We start from the raw sequence: 18,226 nt of genomic DNA on the forward strand, positions 1-18,226 counted from the left end.
AAATCGAGCAGGCAAAAAAAATCCCCGAACCAGTCGGGGATTTTTTATGTGCGATCAATCAGCCCAGGGGCGGATCAATCTTCGCGGTAGCGACGCAGCTTCAGCTGCTTACCGGCAACGCGAGTGTCTTTCAGCTTGGCCAGCAGTTTTTCCAGACCATCTTCCGGCAGCTCCACCAGGGAGAAGCTGTCACGGACCTGGATGCGACCGATGGCTTCACGCGCCAGGCCACCCTCGTTGAGGATAGCGCCCAGCAGGTTCTTGGCCGCGATACCATCACGCGCGCCCAGCGCGGTACGGCAACGAGCACGACCTTCAGCCAATGGAACCGGAGCGCGACGCTCACGATCACCACGGTCTGGACGGTCGCCGGAACGTTCTGGACGATCACCGCGTGGCGCGCTGTTCGGAACCAGTGGACGTTCTTTCTCGATGGCAGCCAGGGTCAGGGCTTGACCGTTGGTCGCTTTGCGCAGCAGAGCTGCAGCCAGGGCACGAGGGGTGCAACCGATATCGGCGGTCAGGCGGTCCAGCAGGTCGCCGTGGGTCGATTCAGCGTCAGCCACCAGTGGTGCCAGGCTGTTGGTCAGTTTCTTGATGCGCGCATCCAGGACAGCCTGGGCGTCCGGCAGGCGGACTTCGGCAACTTTCTGACCGGTCACACGCTCGATCACTTGCAGCATGCGGCGCTCACGTGGAGTCACCAGCAGCAGTGCACGACCTTCGCGACCCGCACGGCCGGTACGGCCGATACGGTGAACGTAGGACTCTGGATCGTAAGGCATGTCAACGTTGAACACGTGGGTGATACGTGGAACGTCGAGACCACGAGCGGCAACGTCGGTCGCTACAACGATGTCCAGACGGCCATCCTTGAGGGAGTCGATCACGCGCTCACGTTGGTTCTGGGCGATGTCACCGTTCAGCGCAGCGGCTTTGTAGCCTTTGGCTTCCAGGGCACTGGCCAGGTCCAGGGTCGCTTGCTTGGTACGCACGAACATGATCAGGGCGTCGAAGTCTTCGACTTCCAGCAGGCTCAATACAGCCGAGGTCTTCTGGTCAGCGTGAACCAACAGGTGAGCCTGTTCGATCGCGGTAACGGTCTGAGTCTTGGTCTGGATCTTCACGTGCTCTGGGTCACGCAGGTGACGCTCGGCAATGGCGCGGATCGACTGTGGCAGGGTAGCCGAGAACAGTACGGTCTGACGGGTCGGTGGCAGCGCCTTGAAGATGACTTCCAGGTCATCCATGAAGCCCAGCTTCAACATTTCGTCAGCTTCGTCGAGAACCAGGTGGTTCACGGTCGACAGGACTTTTTCGTCACGACGCAGGTGGTCGCACAGACGACCCGGCGTGGCGACAACGATCTGTGCGCCATTACGGATTGCTTTCAGTTGTGGGCCCATAGGCGCGCCGCCGTAAACGGCCACAACGGTTACGCCTGGCATTTGCTTGGCATAGGTTTCGAAAGCGGTTGCTACTTGCAGCGCCAACTCACGGGTTGGCGCCAGGATCAGGGCTTGCGGTTCGCGCTTGGCAGGATCGATGCAGTGCAGGATAGGCAGGGCGAACGCGGCGGTTTTACCAGTACCGGTTTGCGCCTGGCCAATCATGTCCTTGCCGGCCATGATGATCGGGATCGATTGCTGCTGAATCGCCGAAGGCTCTTCGTAGCCAGTCGCTGCGACGGCTGCAAGGATATTCGGGTTCAGATTAAAAGCGGCGAAGCCGCCGGTTTCCTGGGTCATGGGTCTGCCTCTAAGTGCATCCGCAAAGACCCATGCTCCAAAGCTGCGCATGCCGTGTTGAGACTCAAGAGTCGCCCTGGCTGCTTTGTCGGCGGGGATTTGCGAAAACGAATGAAAGAAAAAAGATTCGTCAAGGAAGAGTCCGCTGTGCGGACGTGCAGCCGAAGCTGACTTCGGGGAATTGCGCTACCTAAACGCGGCCCGGTTAAAGGCCGGCGCGCACTATACCGGAAATACCTGAAAAAGGGAGCTTTTTTTATCGCAAAGCACCGATAAACCGCAGCGTGTCACAGTCTTTGCAGATAACTCCCACAGGGTCTATTTTTCAAAGGCCCGGCCCTGTTGGTCATAACGCTTAAACGGTTCACCCAACCACCAAGAGCCTTTGGTCCGAAACCTAGCTTGCGCCCGAGGGCACACCCGATGAATCAAGCCAGCAGCAGTCGCGTCAGCCGTGCACTCCAGGGCCATGTCTTGCTCTTGGGCCTGGATCGGGTGGCGAAACGCAACGCCTTTGACCTGGATTTGCTCAACGAACTGAGCCTGGCTTATGGCGAATTTGATCGAAATGACGATGCGCGGGTCGCCGTGGTGTTTGCCCACGGCGACCACTTCACCGCCGGCCTCGACCTGGCGAATGTCAGCGCGGTGATGGCTGGCGGCTGGCAACCGCCGCTGGGGGGATGTGATCCCTGGGGCGTGTTCGCCGGCCCACGGGTGGGCAAACCCGTGATCGTTGCCGCCCAGGGTTACTGCCTGACTATCGGGATCGAGCTGATGTTGGCGGCCGACATCAACCTGTGCGCAAGCAATACGCGCTTTGCGCAGATGGAAGTACAGCGTGGGATCTTTCCGTTTGGTGGCGCGACATTGCGCTTCCCGCAGATCGCCGGTTGGGGCAACGCGATGCGCTGGTTGCTCACCGGGGATGAGTTCGACGCCCATGAAGCGTTGCGCCTGGGCCTGGTGCAGGAAGTGATGGCCAGCGAAGACTTGCTGCCACGCGCCATCGAGTTGGCCAATCGCATTGCGCGCCAGGCGCCACTGGGTGTACAGGCGACATTGATGTCGGCACGCCTGGCGCGGATGGAAGGCGAAGCCGTGGCGGCGCAGGCGTTGCCGCCGATGGTGGATAAACTGCTCAACAGCGAAGATGCCAAGGAAGGTGTGAAAGCGATGATCGAGAAGCGGCCCGGGGTGTTTAAAGGTATTTAGTTGCCGACAGTGATGGCCTCTTCGCGGGCAAGCCAGCTCCCACACTTAACCGCGTACATCCTTTGGAATGCGGTTGAATGTGGGAGCGGGCTTGCCCGCGAAGGCGTCGGCACACACACCTAAGTCGCCGGCCGGATAGCCTTGATCAACGCCTGCAACGAGTACCCCAACCTCGGCGCCAGGGCCTCGGCACGGGCCGACAGCGCCTGCATGTCCAATAGCTGGTCCAACTCCGAAGGCACCAGCAAAATCACATTGCCCTCCTTCACCGGCAGTTCCCAATAATGCCGGTGGTACAAGCCACGCAACAATGCCGCGCCCAGCGGCTTGCCATCATCGGTGGCCCACTGGTTGATCACCAGCCAGCCGCCAGGGTTGAGCTTCTTCTGGCAATTTTCCAGGAAGGTCCAGGCCAGGTGTCCGACGCCGGGGCCAACATCGGTATACAGGTCGACGAAAATCAGATCGGCCGACTCAGCGGTCTCCAGCAGTTGCAAAGCGTCGCCGATGCGGATGTACAGGCGCGGATCGTCGTCCAGCCCCAGGTACTCGATGGCCAGACGCGGCACATCGGGGCGCAGCTCAATGGCTTCCACATCTTCCAGCGGTAAGAACTTGAGACATGCCTGGGTCAGCGTACCCGCGCCCAAACCAAGGAACAGCGCACTCTCCGGCTGTTCATGGCACAACGCGCCAATCAGCATCGCACGGGTGTAGTCGTATTCCAGCCAGCTCGGGTCGGCCGTGAACACGCAGCTTTGCTCAATGGCGTCGCCAAATTCGAGAAACCGGTAATCGGCCACTTCGAGCACACGGATCATGCCGAAGTCATCATGGACTTCGGCCAGCAGGCGCTCGACACGCTCCTCGCTCATCACTACTCCTAAAGGCTTGGCTACACGGCAAAGGCGCGATTGTCGGCCAACCGGCGGCAACAGGTCACGCACTAATTGCTGATAACATTGGCGCCCACCGTCAATCAGCCAATCGAGTTCAAGATGAGCCAACCCTGGAGCCCCGACAGCTGGCGCGCCCTGCCGATCCAGCAACAACCCCAGTACCCGGACGCTGCACACTTGCTGCAAGTGGAGCAGAACCTGGCCAGCTACCCGCCGCTGGTGTTTGCCGGGGAAGCCCGCGAGTTGCGCCGTCAGTTTGCCGAAGTGACCCAGGGCCGCGCCTTCCTGCTGCAGGGCGGCGACTGCGCCGAAAGCTTCGCCGAGTTCTCTGCCGCGAAAATCCGCGACACCTTCAAGGTGCTGCTGCAAATGGCCATCGTGATGACCTTCGCCGCCGGCTGCCCGGTGGTGAAAGTCGGGCGCATGGCCGGCCAGTTCGCCAAGCCGCGCTCGGCCAACGATGAAACCATCGACGGCATCACCCTGCCCGCCTACCGGGGCGACATCGTCAACGGTATCGGCTTCGACGAAAAAAGCCGTGTGCCGGACCCGGACCGCCTGCTGCAGTCCTACCACCAGTCCACCGCCACCCTCAATTTGTTGCGCGCGTTTGCCCAAGGCGGTTTCGCCGACCTGCACCAGGTGCACAAGTGGAACCTGGACTTCATCGCCAACTCCGCCCTGGCGGAAAAATACAGCCAACTGGCCGACCGCATCGACGAAACCCTGGCGTTCATGCGTGCCTGTGGCATGGACAGTTCGCCGCAACTGCGCGAAACCAGCTTCTTCACCGCCCACGAAGCGCTGCTGCTCAACTACGAGCAAGCCTTCGTACGCCGCGACAGCCTGACCAACGACTACTACGACTGCTCGGCCCACATGCTCTGGATCGGCGACCGCACCCGCCAGCTGGACGGCGCCCATGTCGAGTTCCTGCGCGGCGTGAACAACCCGATTGGGGTCAAGGTCGGCCCGAGCATGAACCCCGACGACCTGATCCGCCTGATCGACATCCTCAACCCGGACAACGACCCCGGCCGCCTCAACCTGATCGCGCGTATGGGCGCCGGCAAGGTCGGCGACCACCTGCCAAACCTCATCCGCGCCGTACAGCGCGAGGGCAAGCAGGTGCTGTGGAGTTCCGACCCGATGCACGGCAACACCATCAAGGCCAGCAGCGGCTACAAGACCCGCGACTTTGCGCAGATCCTTGGCGAAGTGAAGGAGTTCTTCCAGGTGCATCAGGCCGAGGGCAGTTATGCCGGCGGGATTCATATCGAGATGACCGGGCAGAACGTCACCGAATGCATCGGCGGTGCACGGCCGATTACCGAAGATGGGTTGTCGGACCGTTATCACACCCACTGTGATCCGCGGATGAATGCGGACCAGTCGTTGGAGTTGGCATTTTTGATTGCCGAGACCTTGAAGCAGGTCAAGCGCTGAGATTTTGGTTGCCTGGGCTGACGCCTTCGCGGGCAAGCCCGCTCCCACATTTTGATTTGTGAACACGCTCAACTGTGGGAGCGGGCTTGCCCGCGAAGAGGCCCTAGAGGCCCGCACTTATACTGATCATTGCCGCCCTCAACCGCACCGCACTCGCCCGCTGGCAATTCAACTGCACCCGCTCCAGCCCCAGCCAATCCGCCATCTGCCGCAAGTTCAGCGCCAGCGCCAACATCCCCTGCTCATCCAGCCCCGGCTCTTCTTCATGCACCGCATGCACTGCCAACCGACCATTGGCGCGTTCGGCACGCAGGTCAACACGCGCAGCAATCCGCTCGTTGTGCAAAAACGGCAGCACGTAGTAGCCGTACACCCGCTTCTGCTGGGGCGTGTAAATCTCCAATCGATAACGGAAATCAAACAGCCGCTCGGTGCGGCTGCGCTCCCAGATCAGCGAGTCGAACGGCGACAGCAAAGCACTGGCCGAGAGCTTGCCGGGGACTTTCGACTCGGGCAGGCAGTACGCCGGTTGTTTCCAGCCCTGCACCTGGCAGACGAGCAATTGGCCGTCTTCCACCAGTTCGGCCAGACGATGGCGGCTGTCGGTGGGGTCCAGGCGGAAGTAATCGCGCAGGTCTTTTTCGCTGCCCACACCGAGTGCGGTGGCGCTGTGCAGCAGCAAGCCGTGCTGGGCTTCGGCTTCGCCGACAGTCGCTTGCAGGATCTCGCCGGGAATGACGCGCTCCGGCAAATCATAGAGACGCTCAAACCCGCGCCGACCGGCAACCGTGACCAGCCCGGCAGCGAACAGCCATTCCAGCGCGTGCTTTTCGTCACTCCAGTCCCACCACGGGCCAGCGCGCTCTTCGCGGGTGGACAAACTGCCCGCGCCGACGGCGCCCTGCTGTTCGACCGTCTTGAGCACGCGCTGGATGATCGCCTGTTGCTCCCGCCCGAAGCGCGCCATCTGCGCGTAAATCCCCTGCCCTTGCTGCGCCCGCTGCATGCGCCAGCGCAACAATGGATACAGCGCCATCGGCAGCAGTGAGGCCTCATGCCCCCAGTATTCAAAGAGTGAACGGCGGCGCCCCTGGCTCCAGGCCGCTTGCTCAAGCAGCGACGGGGAGTAACTGCCCAAGCGGGAGAACAGCGGCAGGTAATGGGAGCGCACCACGGCGTTGACCGAATCGATCTGTAACACACCGAGGCGCTCGATCAAGCGGTTGAGGTGCGCGGGCTTGATCTGTGCAGGCGCCTGGCGCCCGGAAAATCCCTGGGCGGCCAGTGCCATGCGTCGAGCTTGCTTGAGTGAAAACGATAGGTCGGCGGGCATGGGACTCTCCGGGTGGGCGCCCCCTTACCCTACTGCATCCACGGTCATTTTCGCAGCGGGTCTTGCCAGTCGTGCAGACGGCGCTCGCGCTCAACGTCGGCGCGACTGAGACCAATATCCTTGAGCGCGTCATCGCTCAAACTCGCCAATACCTGGCGTTCCTGCCAACGGTGCAGTGCGTTCAGCACACCGCAAAAGGGTCGCTTCGCCATCAGCACAAAACCTTTTTGACCTTTCATCTTCTCGCCCTCCCTTGGGGATGGCGCAAGTGTGTCCTCGGCCTTATGATCAATCCAACGAATGTTTCTTATGCAATACATCTCAGAGATTGATCAATTGTCCGCCTACCCAAGCATCGACACTGAAGTGCTGCGCACCTTCGTCGCCATCGCCGAGCAGGGCGGATTCACCCGTGCCGGCGAGCACGTAAACCGCACCCAGTCGGCGGTGAGCATGCAAATGAAGCGCCTCGAAGAAGACGTGTTGCAGCGCAAGTTGTTCGAGCGCGATGGCCGGCAGGTGCGGCTGACGCCGGAGGGCCAAGTGCTGCTGGGCTATGCGCGGCGCATCCTCAAACTGCACAGCGAGGTGTTCAACACCCTGCGCGAGCCGCATATGGTCGGACTGGTGCGCATCGGCACACCGGACGACTACGTGATGCGCTTCCTGCCGGGGATTCTCAAGCCGTTTTCCAAGGCCTATCCGCTGATCCAGATCGAAATGCACTGCGAATCGTCGACGGTGCTGATGCAGCGCCGGGACCTGGCATTGACCGTGATCAGCCGCGAGCCGGGTAATGAAATGGGGGAACTGCTGCGCACCGAACGTATGGTCTGGGCCGCCGCCCCCTGCTTTTGCATGGATGAGCACGACACCTTGCCCCTGGCGGTTTCCGGCGGCGATTGCCTGTACACCCAATGGGCCCGCTCCGCCCTGGAAGTCGCCGGGCGCGATTATCGCCTGGCCTACCACAGCACCAATGGCGCGGCGATCCAGGCAGTGGTAAGCGCCGGCCTGGCGGTGATGATCAGCATGGAAAGCCTAGTGACCGAGGACCTTCGCGTACTCGGCAACGAAGAAGGATTCCCACCCTTGCCGTCGATGAATCTGCACTTGCTGCGTAACCCGCTGATGGCCTCGCCCATCACCGAATGCCTGGCCGAGTACATCATCGAAGGTTTCAAACTTTAAACATCAACATCACCGCACACACCACCAGGAAACCGCAGAACAGCCCGCGCAGCAGCCGTTCCGGCATGGCGTGGGCGACTTTCACCCCCCAACTGATGCTGAGCAGCCCCCCCACCGCCAGAGGCACGCCGATCAACCAATCCACCTCCTGGTGCCAGGCGTACGTCACCAGGGTCACGCCGGTGCTGGGCAATGCCAGGGCCAGGGACAACCCTTGGGCGACGACCTGGGAGGTGCCGAACAGGCTAGTCAACACAGGCGTCGCAATCACCGCGCCGCCCACACCAAACAGACCGCCCATGGACCCGGACGCCGCGCCCAGGACACCGAGCCATGGCCAGCTGTAGCGCATCTCGGCACTCGGCGGCGCGTTGCGTGTGAACATGCGCAACAGGTTGTAGGCCGACAGTGCCAACAGGAAGGCGATAAAACCGAGGCGCATCGCCCCGGCATCCAGGCCCACCGCCCAGATCGAACCCAGCCACGCAAAGCTGAAGCCCATGATCCCCAGCGGCAGCGCATGGCGCAGTTGAATGCGGTTGCGTTGATGGTACCGCCACAGCGCCAGCATCACGTTGGGTACCACCATCACCAAGGCCGTGCCTTGGGCGATCTGCTGGTCCAGGCCGAAAAATACCCCCAGCACCGGGATGGCAATCAGCCCGCCACCAATGCCGAACAGACCACCCACGGTGCCCAAGGCCACGCCCAATACCAGGTACATCGCTAAATCCAACACCGCTCGCCACTCCACAATCCCAAGACCTCCATGCTACGCAGTCGGCTATGGCACGGAAACGCACAGCAACGCACAATGGCTGTGCCGATCTCGCATAAGCGCTCACCATGAATCCAAATATCCTGACTGACCAACTGAGCCTGTTTCTCGATGTGCTGGAGACCGGCAGCTTCTCCGCCGCCGCACGCCGCCATCCATTGACGCCCTCGGCGGTGGCGCGGCGTATCGACAGCCTGGAAAGCTCGGTGGGCAGCCGCCTGTTCCAGCGCAGCACCCACGCCGTGGTACCCACCCCGGCGGGCCTGGCGTTTGCCGAGCGGGCGCGGCGGATTGTCAGCGAGTTGCAACTGGCCCGGGCCGAAGCGGTGTCCCTGAGCCATGCACCGGAAGGCCTGATTCGGGTGGATGCGCCGGCGGCGTTTGGGCGTCGGCATCTGGCGCCGGTGATTGCGGACTTCCTGAATGTGTACCCCGGGCTGGATGTGCACCTGCACCTGATCGACAGCTTTGTGGACATGCAGGGTGCGCACTTGGGCAAGGTCGACCTGGTGCTGCGTGCCGGGCATATCGTCGACACCCGGCTGATCGCCACGCCCCTCGCCAGTATCGTGCGTATCGCCTGTGCCAGCCCGGCCTACCTGAAAAACCGCGGTACGCCGACCCACCCCCGCGAATTGAGTGACCATGACGGGCTCGACTGGGATGGCCTGGCCCCCATATTCGCCTGGCGTTTCGAGCTGGATGGGCGCCGCGCGACCTATCGCCCGCAGCGCATCCGCATGAGTGCGAACAATGCCGAAGCCCTGCTCTCCGGTGCCCTGGCCGGATTGGGCATCGCACACCTGCCCACCTGGCTGGCCAGCGAATATCTGGTGCGTGGCGAACTCGTACCGCTGTTTTGTGAAGGCGGCTTGCCGAGCCCGGAGACCACCGGGATCTATGCGCTGCGCCTGGAACAACAGCCCAACGCGCGCAGCCGATTATTGCTGGAATACCTGAAAACCCGTTTCAGCCCGGTACCGCCCTGGGACCTGGCGCTGCAAAGCGGCTTGATCTGACTGCCTGGGTAGAATTATCTGGCGCATTAAACATTCGCCCGCTAGATTCCAGCCCAGACATGTTTTTTTAAGGCACCGCCATGAGCAAAAATCACGCCCCGTGCGAATCCCTGCTGCTGGATAACCAGCTGTGCTTCGCCCTGCACTCCACCTCGCTGCTGATGACCAAGGTTTACAAGCCAATGCTGCAAGCCCTTGGCCTGACCTATCCGCAATACCTGGCCATGATGGTGCTGTGGGAAGAGGATGGATTGACCGTCGGCGAAATCAGCAGCCGCCTGCTGACTGATCCCGGCTCCCTCACGCCCCTGCTCAAGCGCCTGGAAGCCGAGGGATTGCTGAGCCGCACACGCAGCCGTGAGGATGAACGGGTGGTGGTGGTGGAACTGACCGACGCCGGGCGCGCCTTGCAGGACAAGGCCATGGGCATTCCGCAGTGCATCCTCGGTGCCAGCGGCCTGGAGTTGGCGCAGTTGCGCAAATTGCAGGCCGATCTGATTGCGCTGCGCAGCAACCTGCAAGCTAACGTCTGACACTGTAGACCAGCCACCCAGCAGCCAAATGTGGGAGCTGCCTTGTGTGGGAGCGGTCTTGCTCGCGAATGCGGTGGGTCAGTCACTTGATTAGTAGCTGGCAGGCCGCATTCGCGAGCAAGCCCGCTTTTACACACACATTGGGTTCACGTGGTTTCTGGAAATAATTTGCAAATTTATCTTGCGCGCAAAACATTAGCGCTATACATTCACCTCACCAACTACTTAGCGCGCAAACATTTTGCGCAATTAAACCAAGAGGACGACACCATGCAAACTCTCTACACCGCAGTAGCCACCGCCACCGGCGGCCGTGATGGTCGTGCGGTTTCCAGCGACAATATCCTCGACGTCAAACTCTCCACCCCCAAGGAACTGGGCGGTGCCGGTGGCCAGGCGACCAACCCTGAGCAACTGTTCGCGGCCGGCTACTCGGCGTGCTTTATCGGTGCACTGAAATTCGTCGCCAGCCAGACCAAACGCAAAATCCCGGATGACGCTTCGATCACGGCCCATGTGGGCATCGGTCAAATCCCCGGTGGTTTTGGCTTGGACATCGACCTGCACATCAGCCTGCCAGGCCTGGCTCAGGACGACGCGCAAAGCCTGGTCGACGCGGCACACCAGGTGTGCCCGTACTCCAACGCCACCCGCGGCAATGTGGATGTGCGCCTGCACGTCACCGTCTGACCTAAACGGCGCCCATAAAAAAACCCGACTCAGAGTCGGGTTTTTTTCGTATCGGCGGGGCCAGAATTACTTCTTGGCGCGACCTTTGTACGAACCGCCTTCGCGGGTGTCGATCTCGATCAGGTCGTCGATTTCGATGAAATCGGCTACTTGCAGCTCGGTACCGTTAGCCAGCTTGGCCGGCTTCATGACCTTGCCCGAAGTGTCGCCGCGAGCGGAACCTTCGGTGTAGGCAACTTTACGCACGATGGTGGTCGGCAGCTCTACGGAAACCAGACGGTCTTCGAAGAAAATTGCTTCGCAAACGTCGGTCATGCCTTCTTCCACGAACGGCAGAACGGCTTCGATGTCTTCAGCGTTCAGCTCGTACATGGTGTAGTCAGTGGTGTCCATGAACGTGTAGGTGTCGCCGCTGATGAAGGACAGGGTCGCTTCTTTGCGGTCGAGGATCACGTCGTCCAGTTTGTCGTCGGCGCTGTAAACGATCTCGGTCTTGTAACCGGTCAGCAGGTTCTTCAGCTTGGTCTTCATGATTGCGCTGTTACGACCAGACTTGGTGAACTCAGCTTTCTGAACCAGCCAAGGGTCGTTTTCGAGACGGATCACTGTACCGGGTTTCAGTTCTTTACCAGTTTTCATTGCATATATCCGAAATTTGGATGGGATTTACAAAATTCAAGGTGGCGTATCATATCCAACTTTCATAAAACTGTACCAGCGCCGTCGCAAGATCGGCCTGCAAGGCCTGTTCCAGACACCAGGATTCGGCGTGCTGGTTGAGCTCGGGCCAATGCTCCGCAAGCATTTTCCAGCACAGCGCCATATCGCCATCCGTGTTCCAGGCCTGCCACAACGCGATCAACGCGGCCCGGGCGGCCGGTGATAATGCGGCGGTGTACAGTTCCAGGAAGGCATCGAGCTTGTCCAGATGGATGTCTTCGTCCTGCCGATAGATATGCCACAACAACGGCCGGCCGGCCCATTGGGCACGCACGAACGAGTCTTCGCCGCGCACCGCGTTGAAATCGCAGCACCACAGCAGGCGGTCGTATTGCGCCTGGCGGACGAACGGCAGCACCTGCACCGTCAGGGCATCGCGCTGATGGACGTCGCCCACCGCCAGGCCCTCGGCCCCCAGCCAGCGCTGCACATCGCCGAGGATGCGCCCTTCCGGCACCAATAGATGAGTGGCATGCCCGCCCGTCGATAACACGTCCAGCCAAGCTGCGAGCCCGGCGTTTTCGTAGGCAAACAGCGAGATCAGGCGTGCGCCCGCGACTGGAACAATCCCCATATCATGTAGGAATTGATGCTGCGCAGCGGTGTCCTGCTGAAACGCCCGACGCTGTTCCAGCAATCCAGCTTCACGCAACAAGCCTCCCGTACCAGGGCGGAAGCCGGGAAAGAAGAAGTACTTCTGCACGCCCTTGAACTTCACCGAAGGCAAGCGATGGCAACCCACCACCCAGTCTTCGGCACTCAGGTAATCCAGGTTCATCCATAACGGCGGGCGCTCACGCTCAGCCATGGCTTCCATATAGTCGGGCGGCAATTGGCACGCGAACGCGGCAATCACCACATCCGCCGCCGTCGCGCCCGTCCACTCGGCCGGCCAATGGCGCACTTCGACGCCTGCCTGGGATTGCTGATCGCGTTGCACATCAATCTCGGGGCACATGCGCTCGAAGGCACGCAAGTCATCGACCCACAGGCGCACATCACAGCCGTGCTCCGCCACCAGTTGCCGGGCCAGGCGCCAGGTCACGCCGATGTCGCCGTAGTTGTCGACGACGCTGCAAAAAATATCCCAGCGGGCTTTCATTCCGGGCTCCAACGCTCAAAGGCTCGATTGTCCGCATAAATGCGCCGATGCAGAAGGCTTGATCGCGATTATTCTGCACAGTGGCTGTGCGACAATCGCCGCCACGCCGCAAATGCCTGCCAGGAGGCCGCCATGTCTGATCGTCCGTTGTCGCTGTTCAAGCTCAGTGCCGCCATCGCGTTTGGCGTCTGGCTGGGGTTTATCGCCATTGCGTTGACCGCCTGGCTAGCGTCGCGCTATCTGTTCCCGCAGAGCCTGGCGCCAGTAGCCCAGGCGGTCGAGCAATTGGGCAAGCCTGCAGGGGTGGCGCCTGAACCGCCGAATCGCATGTTCGAACAGTATCAACAGAACCTGCACAAGCAGGAACAGCAGCAAACCCTGGATCAGGCCCGCAACAATGCGCGCAACCTGTCCAACCCCAAATGCCAGTTCTGGCTGCAACAGGACCAGAACGCCCCCAACGAAAAGTCTCGGGCCAATGTCCTGCAATTCTGCGATTGATGACCATGAATAAACACGCCGTCCACCACTTGATCCTGGAAAAGCTCAACGTCGACCTCGACATCGCCAGACGTGCTGCGCAAACCGCCTACGAAACCGCGACCCACGAAGAAAACATCGCCGAGAACAAATACGACACCCTGGGGCTGGAAGCGTCCTACCTGGCGGCCGGACAAGCCAAGCGTGTCGAAGAGATCAAGCAGGCTCTGACCCTGTGCCAAAACCTGCAACTGCGCGGGTACGATGATCAGCGGGGTATTGAAGTCGGCACGCTACTGGGCCTGGAAGACGAGAACGGTCGCCAGCAATGGCTGTTCCTCGCGCCGGACGCGGCGGGTTTGAAAGTGGACGTGGTGGGGCAGCCGGTGACCGTCATCACCCCGCGCTCGCCGCTGGGCAAAAGCCTGCTGGGCAAGTTCGAAGGCGATGAGGTGGAGATTCTGGTAGCGGGCGCTCGGCAACTGTTTGTGGTTACCGAGGTTAAATAAGCCACATCAGGCGACAAGTTTGATGTGGCGAGGGAGCTTGCTCCCGCTGTGCTGCGAAGCGGCCCCCTGCCCTTTGCGGTTTCAGTGGACGGGCAGTTCAACACCTTCGAACAGCTCTTCCAGTTCCTGCTTGTTGTGGCACTGGATCGCCTTGGCCATGACTTCGCGGGTCAGGTGCGGCGCGAACTTCTCGATGAAGTCGCACATGAACCCCCGCAGGAAGGTGCCACGACGGAAGCCGATCTTGGTCACGCTGGACTCGAACAGCTCGCTGGCATCGAGCACAACCAGGTCTTTATCCAGGTTGGTGTCGACCGCCATCTTGGCGACGATACCCACGCCCAGGCCCAGGCGCACGTAAGTCTTGATCACGTCGGCGTCGGCCGCAGTGAACACCACTTTGGGCGTGAGGCCACGGTGGCTGAAAGCCTCGTCGAGCTTGGAACGGCCGGTGAAACCGAACACGTAAGTCACGATCGGGTATTCAGCCAGGGCTTCCAGGGTCAGCTTAGGCAGCTTGGCCAGCGGGTGACCCTGCGGCACCACCACGCAGCGGTTCCAGCGGTAGCACGGCATCATCACCAGGTCACCGAACAGCTCCAGGGCTTCGGTGGCGATGGCAAAATCGACGGTGCCGTCAGCGGCCATCTCGGCGATCTGCATCGGCGAACCCTGGTGCATGTGCAGCGCCACGTCCGGGTATTGCTTGATGAAATCACGGATCACCGGCGGCAGCGCATAACGTGCCTGGGTGTGCGTGGTTGCGATGGACAGCGTGCCCTTCTTCTCGTTGGAGAATTCCTGGGCGATCTGCTTGATGCTTTCGACTTTGCGCAGGATCTCGCCGGCAGTTGTGATGATGCGCTCACCGGCCGGGGTTACACGGGTCAGGTGCTTGCCGCTGCGGGCGAATACTTCAACGCCCAACTCGTCTTCGAGCAGGCGGATCTGCTTGCTGATACCAGGTTGCGAGGTGTAAAGGCTTTGAGCAGTAGCGGAAACGTTGAGGTCGTGGTGCGCCACTTCCCAGATGTAGCGCAGTTGTTGAAGCTTCATATGTATCCCTCAAAGCAGATAGACGCCACGGGTATCAGCGACGGTATATAACTATATTAAAGGTTTGATGGATAAATCTAGAACTTTTTATCGACATCTAACCATCACACGTCATCACTGCGTCGACGTTGTAACGAGGGCACCAGGTAAACCGGCACCGTAGACAGTTGCAGCACCCGCGCGGCAGTCCGCCCAAGCGGGGTGGCCGTCGCGGTTGCATGGCTGTGACTACCTACGATCAGCAGATCCACGGAAAGTTTGCGCAACTGGTCGAGTATCACCTCGCATGGGTCCCCCTGGATCACCCGGACCAAGCGGATCAACTTCAAGTCTTGCTCGCCGTCTCCCAGTTCCTCGCGAAAACTGTCCAGCACCCGCTGTTCGATCGTCGCCATCACTGTGGTCAGGCCCTGGCTTTGCCACTCGCTCAGGGCCTGCTCATCAAGGTAGCTCTGCAACACCGATTCGGCGAACAGCCCGATGGGCTCGACCACGTGAATCACATACAGATCCGCCTTGAACGTTCGCGCCAGCGCCAGTGCATGTTGCATCACATAGGGCGCATACAGACCGAGGTCCGTGGCGTACAGCATCGAACGAATCATAGAACCTCCTGGACTGCCAGGATGGCGGGGATTGAATGAGCTTAGCAGCGCATCAACGACTTCGACTGGCTTAGCTCCCGGACTGAACCCTCACCTCATTACTGATGCCATGGGGCACATGCCCGGTGGCCACCACCTCCCTGGCTTTCTCGCAATGACCGGCCTGGTCATCGAAAAACACATCGGCGGCAAACGCCTCCAGGAACGCGGACTTCTCCAGCCCACCAAGAAACAACGACTCGTCCAGACGAATATCCCACTCACGCAAGGTACGAATCACCCGCTCATGGGACGGTGCCGAACGGGCGGTGACCAGCGCCGTGCGGATCGGGCAGGACTCGTCCGGGAACTCACGCTGCAACAAATTGAGCGCCGCCAAAAAGCCTTTGAAAGGCCCCCCGTGCAAAGGCTGACGCGCCGACTCACGCTCGTTGGCCTGGAACGCTTCCAGGCCGCCAGCCTGGTATACACGCTCCGACTCATCGGAAAACAGCACTGCATCACCGTCGAAGGCAATGCGCAGTTCATCACTCGACGCCCGTCGTGCGCCGCCCGACAAAATCGTCGCCGCAGCAAAACCGGCATCGAGTGCACTGCGCACGTCTTCAGCATGGGTCGAAAGAAACAGATGACAACCAAAGGCGGCCAAATAAGGATATGGACTACGCCCGCCGACGAAAGCGGCGCGGGAAATATCCAGGCCATAGTGTTGGATCGAATTGAACACCCGAAGGCCAGTGTCGGCACTATTGCGGGAAACCAACACCACTTCGACCCGCGCACGACCGAGGCTGGCGTTGAGGCTCAGCAGCTTCTTGACCAATGCAAAGGCGTCGCCGGGCTCGAGGGGTTCGTCCTCGTGTTCGATCTGATATTTGCGGTAGGCCTCGACCCCTTGGGCCAGATAGACCTTATGGCTGTCGCTCAGGTCGAACAGTGCCCGCGAAGAGATCGCCAGCACCAGTTTGTCGCCCAATCCCTTCGCCATGCTGTTCTCCCCTGCTCAGCGGTTGCGCCGATCGATAAAACTCAAGGCCTGGTAGAGCGCCTGCATTCGCGGCAACTCACAACCGGCCGCCTTGGCGGCAGCCAGTGGCCGGGCATAGATCGCCGCCAGTTCCAGCGGGCGCTTGTGCACATGATCGTGGTACATGCTGGGCAAATAGTCGTCCATGGTTTCGGTCATGGCGAACATCTGCTCGGCATAGCTGGCGGCAATCTCATGGCCGCAGGCATGGGCGCCCTGCACCACTTCCGCCATCAGCGCGCGGATCAGCTCGCGGCTGGATTCATCCGCCATCATGGCCGTGGTGCCCGTGCCCAACAGCACCGAGAGGCCATTGAACGGCACGTTCCACACCAGTTTATGCCAGCGGGCCTGATGCACATTGGCCATGGCCTGGGACTCGATGCCCGCCCTATGAAACAACGCGGCGCCGGCTTCGACAATGGCTTTCTGGCGTGTCTCATCATTGGCGGCGGTACCGCTGTGATAACCCAGGTTGACCCGGCCCAGGGCCTGGTGCTCGACAACCCCGGGCCCGGAGCGGTGCACGCCGATATAACACAAGCCGCCGAGCAGGTGCAGCGACGCCGGCAGGTGCTCGCGCAGACTGTCTTCGACGTCCAGGCCGTTTTGCAGCAGCACCACCTTGGCATCCGGCGCCGCGACCTGGGCAATAGTCGGCGCCAGGTCAACGTTGCCGGTGGATTTGGTGCCCACCAGCAGCCAATCGCAGAGCGGCATGTCGGCGGCATTGGCATAGGCCTGGACCGGGTGCAGGTGCAATGCACCATGCACTGTGCTGTTCAGACGCAGGCCATGCTGGCTGACGGCAGCGTATTCGCTGCGCAACAGGAAGTGCACATCGAAGCCGGCACGCGCCAGCATCACGCCGTAGAAGCCACCGATGGCGCCGGTGCCGATGATGCCAATGCGTGGGGATTGTACGGTCATGGCAAATCCTCTGGAGTGCGGGTAAGTGCGTGGTCAATGGCGCTGGCAAGGTCAGACGGTGTCAGGCGCGTCTGCAGTTGCCCAAGGAATTGACCCTCGCACACCAGGAACAACGCGGGCAAATGAAAGATCTGGTAGCGTTCGACCGCACCACCGTTGTGCCCGGCATCGACCCAGCACACCCGGTCCACCGGCAATCGCCAGTCCGGCAACTGCAGGCGCGCCCAGCGGCAACTGGAACAACCGGCACTGGTGAATATGACGAGCGAAAGGCCTGGCAATCCCAGCAATTGCTGGTCAATATCCAGGTCGGTCAATTCCAGTTCCTTCACTATACTGCTGCCACCGCCGTCAACTGGACGGTGTTCGGAGTCCGTGTACATGGGTCGTTTTTTACCTCACCCTGATGATGTCGCCGTCGAGTTAATCCAACGTCCCTCTCCCGCCATCCCTCGTCAACGCCTGCTCACTCACGGCCTGGGCGGCATCGCCTGCCATTGGCCGCGTGCCTGGCGCCAAGGTACGGCGGTTGACCTGCATATCCCATCCCTGGGGCCCAGCGCCCGTTATCCAGGCTATGTGGCATGGTGCCGCAAGGTGGAAGACGGTTACCGCATCGGCATCGCGTTTACCGACGAACATGCACTGTTCGGTGCACGAATGGGTGAACAAGCATGCCGGATAGAGCGCTACTGCCGCCAGCACGAAGATGCCGAACCAACACCCCAGCAATTCGAGGCGCTGGCCCGCGAGTGGGTGTCGCGTCATGCCGTCGAGTTCTCCCACGAGGCCTTTGTGGCGCCAGCACTGGATTAAAGCGGGCTTTGCCCATTGTCGCGGGCCCGTATTACGCGCTAAGGTTCCTCCCCCCTGCATTCAAATCATGCTGTGCTCCGCCGCACGGGGATGGCTGGCGGCCGGCACCCGTGACCCTGACGAGTAACA

The 18,226-nt window shown here is 60.9% G+C and carries 21 protein-coding genes; 9 read left to right on the forward strand and 12 right to left on the reverse strand.

Annotated elements, in window-relative coordinates; translation table 11 throughout:
• Window positions 1-74: 74 nt before the first annotated feature.
• Entirely contained in the window at window positions 75-1,748 is a 1,674-nt protein-coding gene (locus OPU96_RS09315; RefSeq protein WP_192298754.1) for a DEAD/DEAH box helicase, read from the reverse strand.
• A gap of 423 nt (window positions 1,749-2,171) precedes the next feature.
• On the opposite strand from OPU96_RS09315, the gene OPU96_RS09320 reads away from it, so the two are divergent.
• Window positions 2,172-2,963, forward strand: a complete 792-nt coding sequence (locus tag OPU96_RS09320) for a crotonase/enoyl-CoA hydratase family protein (protein ID WP_192298753.1) — start codon at window positions 2,172-2,174, stop codon at window positions 2,961-2,963.
• A 119-nt stretch (window positions 2,964-3,082) separates the two neighbouring features.
• Here OPU96_RS09320 and OPU96_RS09325 read toward each other — a convergent pair whose 3' ends face one another.
• Window positions 3,083-3,838 carry a spermidine synthase gene (locus OPU96_RS09325; protein ID WP_192298752.1) on the reverse strand — a complete coding sequence of 252 codons (756 nt, stop codon included), beginning with the start codon at window positions 3,836-3,838 and terminating at the stop codon, window positions 3,083-3,085.
• A gap of 123 nt (window positions 3,839-3,961) precedes the next feature.
• On the opposite strand from OPU96_RS09325, the gene OPU96_RS09330 reads away from it, so the two are divergent.
• Window positions 3,962-5,308, forward strand: coding sequence for a class II 3-deoxy-7-phosphoheptulonate synthase (locus tag OPU96_RS09330; RefSeq protein WP_122759419.1), 1,347 nt, complete (start codon window positions 3,962-3,964; stop codon window positions 5,306-5,308).
• A gap of 103 nt (window positions 5,309-5,411) precedes the next feature.
• On the opposite strand, the gene OPU96_RS09335 is transcribed toward OPU96_RS09330, so the two are convergent.
• On the reverse strand, window positions 5,412-6,641 hold the full coding sequence (locus OPU96_RS09335) for a winged helix-turn-helix domain-containing protein (RefSeq protein ID WP_498558998.1): 1,230 nt from the start codon (window positions 6,639-6,641) through the stop codon (window positions 5,412-5,414).
• Window positions 6,642-6,685: 44 nt separating this feature from the next.
• Entirely contained in the window at window positions 6,686-6,880 is a 195-nt protein-coding gene (locus OPU96_RS09340) for a DUF1127 domain-containing protein (RefSeq protein ID WP_226455397.1), read from the reverse strand.
• A gap of 70 nt (window positions 6,881-6,950) precedes the next feature.
• Here OPU96_RS09340 and OPU96_RS09345 point away from each other — a divergent pair, with 70 nt between their 5' ends.
• Complete coding sequence (locus OPU96_RS09345) at window positions 6,951-7,832, forward strand: LysR family transcriptional regulator (RefSeq protein WP_305392308.1); 882 nt, start codon at window positions 6,951-6,953, stop codon at window positions 7,830-7,832.
• Here the strand turns inward: OPU96_RS09345 and OPU96_RS09350 are convergent.
• Window positions 7,822-8,571 carry a sulfite exporter TauE/SafE family protein gene (locus OPU96_RS09350; RefSeq protein ID WP_226455396.1) on the reverse strand — a complete coding sequence of 250 codons (750 nt, stop codon included), beginning with the start codon at window positions 8,569-8,571 and terminating at the stop codon, window positions 7,822-7,824. The two genes, OPU96_RS09345 and OPU96_RS09350, sit on opposite strands and share 11 nt — an antisense overlap.
• 107 nt (window positions 8,572-8,678) lie before the next feature.
• On the opposite strand from OPU96_RS09350, the gene OPU96_RS09355 reads away from it, so the two are divergent.
• From OPU96_RS09355 to OPU96_RS09365, 3 genes are all read left to right on the forward strand, one after another.
• Window positions 8,679-9,629, forward strand: coding sequence for a LysR family transcriptional regulator (locus OPU96_RS09355; RefSeq protein ID WP_192298746.1), 951 nt, complete (start codon window positions 8,679-8,681; stop codon window positions 9,627-9,629).
• Window positions 9,630-9,709: 80 nt separating this feature from the next.
• On the forward strand, window positions 9,710-10,162 hold the full coding sequence (locus OPU96_RS09360; RefSeq protein ID WP_498558999.1) for a MarR family winged helix-turn-helix transcriptional regulator: 453 nt from the start codon (window positions 9,710-9,712) through the stop codon (window positions 10,160-10,162).
• Window positions 10,163-10,432: 270 nt separating this feature from the next.
• Window positions 10,433-10,852 carry an organic hydroperoxide resistance protein gene (locus tag OPU96_RS09365; RefSeq protein WP_010176159.1) on the forward strand — a complete coding sequence of 140 codons (420 nt, stop codon included), beginning with the start codon at window positions 10,433-10,435 and terminating at the stop codon, window positions 10,850-10,852.
• Between the two features lie 66 nt (window positions 10,853-10,918).
• Here the strand turns inward: OPU96_RS09365 and OPU96_RS09370 are convergent, their stop codons facing one another.
• Entirely contained in the window at window positions 10,919-11,491 is a 573-nt protein-coding gene (locus tag OPU96_RS09370; protein ID WP_192298744.1) for an elongation factor P, read from the reverse strand.
• A gap of 49 nt (window positions 11,492-11,540) precedes the next feature.
• Window positions 11,541-12,674, reverse strand: a complete 1,134-nt coding sequence (earP, locus tag OPU96_RS09375) for an elongation factor P maturation arginine rhamnosyltransferase EarP (protein ID WP_192298743.1) — start codon at window positions 12,672-12,674, stop codon at window positions 11,541-11,543.
• A gap of 132 nt (window positions 12,675-12,806) precedes the next feature.
• On the opposite strand from earP, the gene OPU96_RS09380 reads away from it, so the two are divergent.
• Both OPU96_RS09380 and OPU96_RS09385 read left to right on the forward strand, forming a co-directional pair.
• Window positions 12,807-13,175: a hypothetical protein gene (locus OPU96_RS09380; RefSeq protein ID WP_226455394.1), complete on the forward strand. Its 369-nt coding sequence runs from the start codon at window positions 12,807-12,809 to the stop codon at window positions 13,173-13,175.
• Between the two features lie 5 nt (window positions 13,176-13,180).
• Entirely contained in the window at window positions 13,181-13,663 is a 483-nt protein-coding gene (locus OPU96_RS09385; RefSeq protein WP_192298741.1) for a GreA/GreB family elongation factor, read from the forward strand.
• 81 nt (window positions 13,664-13,744) lie between these two features.
• Here the strand turns inward: OPU96_RS09385 and cysB are convergent, their stop codons facing one another.
• The 5 genes from cysB to OPU96_RS09410 form a co-directional block, all read right to left on the reverse strand.
• Window positions 13,745-14,719 (reverse strand): HTH-type transcriptional regulator CysB, encoded by a 975-nt coding sequence (gene cysB, locus OPU96_RS09390; RefSeq protein WP_017734418.1) that lies wholly within the window; start codon window positions 14,717-14,719, stop codon window positions 13,745-13,747.
• A gap of 104 nt (window positions 14,720-14,823) precedes the next feature.
• Entirely contained in the window at window positions 14,824-15,324 is a 501-nt protein-coding gene (locus tag OPU96_RS09395; RefSeq protein WP_192298740.1) for a universal stress protein, read from the reverse strand.
• 70 nt (window positions 15,325-15,394) lie between these two features.
• Window positions 15,395-16,312, reverse strand: coding sequence for a 5'-nucleotidase (locus OPU96_RS09400; RefSeq protein WP_192298739.1), 918 nt, complete (start codon window positions 16,310-16,312; stop codon window positions 15,395-15,397).
• 15 nt (window positions 16,313-16,327) lie between these two features.
• Window positions 16,328-17,281 carry a putative 2-dehydropantoate 2-reductase gene (locus OPU96_RS09405; protein WP_498559000.1) on the reverse strand — a complete coding sequence of 318 codons (954 nt, stop codon included), beginning with the start codon at window positions 17,279-17,281 and terminating at the stop codon, window positions 16,328-16,330.
• On the reverse strand, window positions 17,278-17,664 hold the full coding sequence (locus OPU96_RS09410) for a YbbN family protein (protein WP_498559001.1): 387 nt from the start codon (window positions 17,662-17,664) through the stop codon (window positions 17,278-17,280). Before OPU96_RS09410 ends, OPU96_RS09405 begins: the two co-directional genes overlap by 4 nt.
• Between OPU96_RS09410 and OPU96_RS09415 the strand changes: the two genes are divergently transcribed.
• On the forward strand, window positions 17,663-18,097 hold the full coding sequence (locus tag OPU96_RS09415) for a PilZ domain-containing protein (RefSeq protein ID WP_192298736.1): 435 nt from the start codon (window positions 17,663-17,665) through the stop codon (window positions 18,095-18,097). The two genes, OPU96_RS09410 and OPU96_RS09415, sit on opposite strands and share 2 nt — an antisense overlap.
• Window positions 18,098-18,226: the final 129 nt, after the last annotated feature.

Source organism: Pseudomonas sp. RP-B7 (assembly GCF_059803535.1).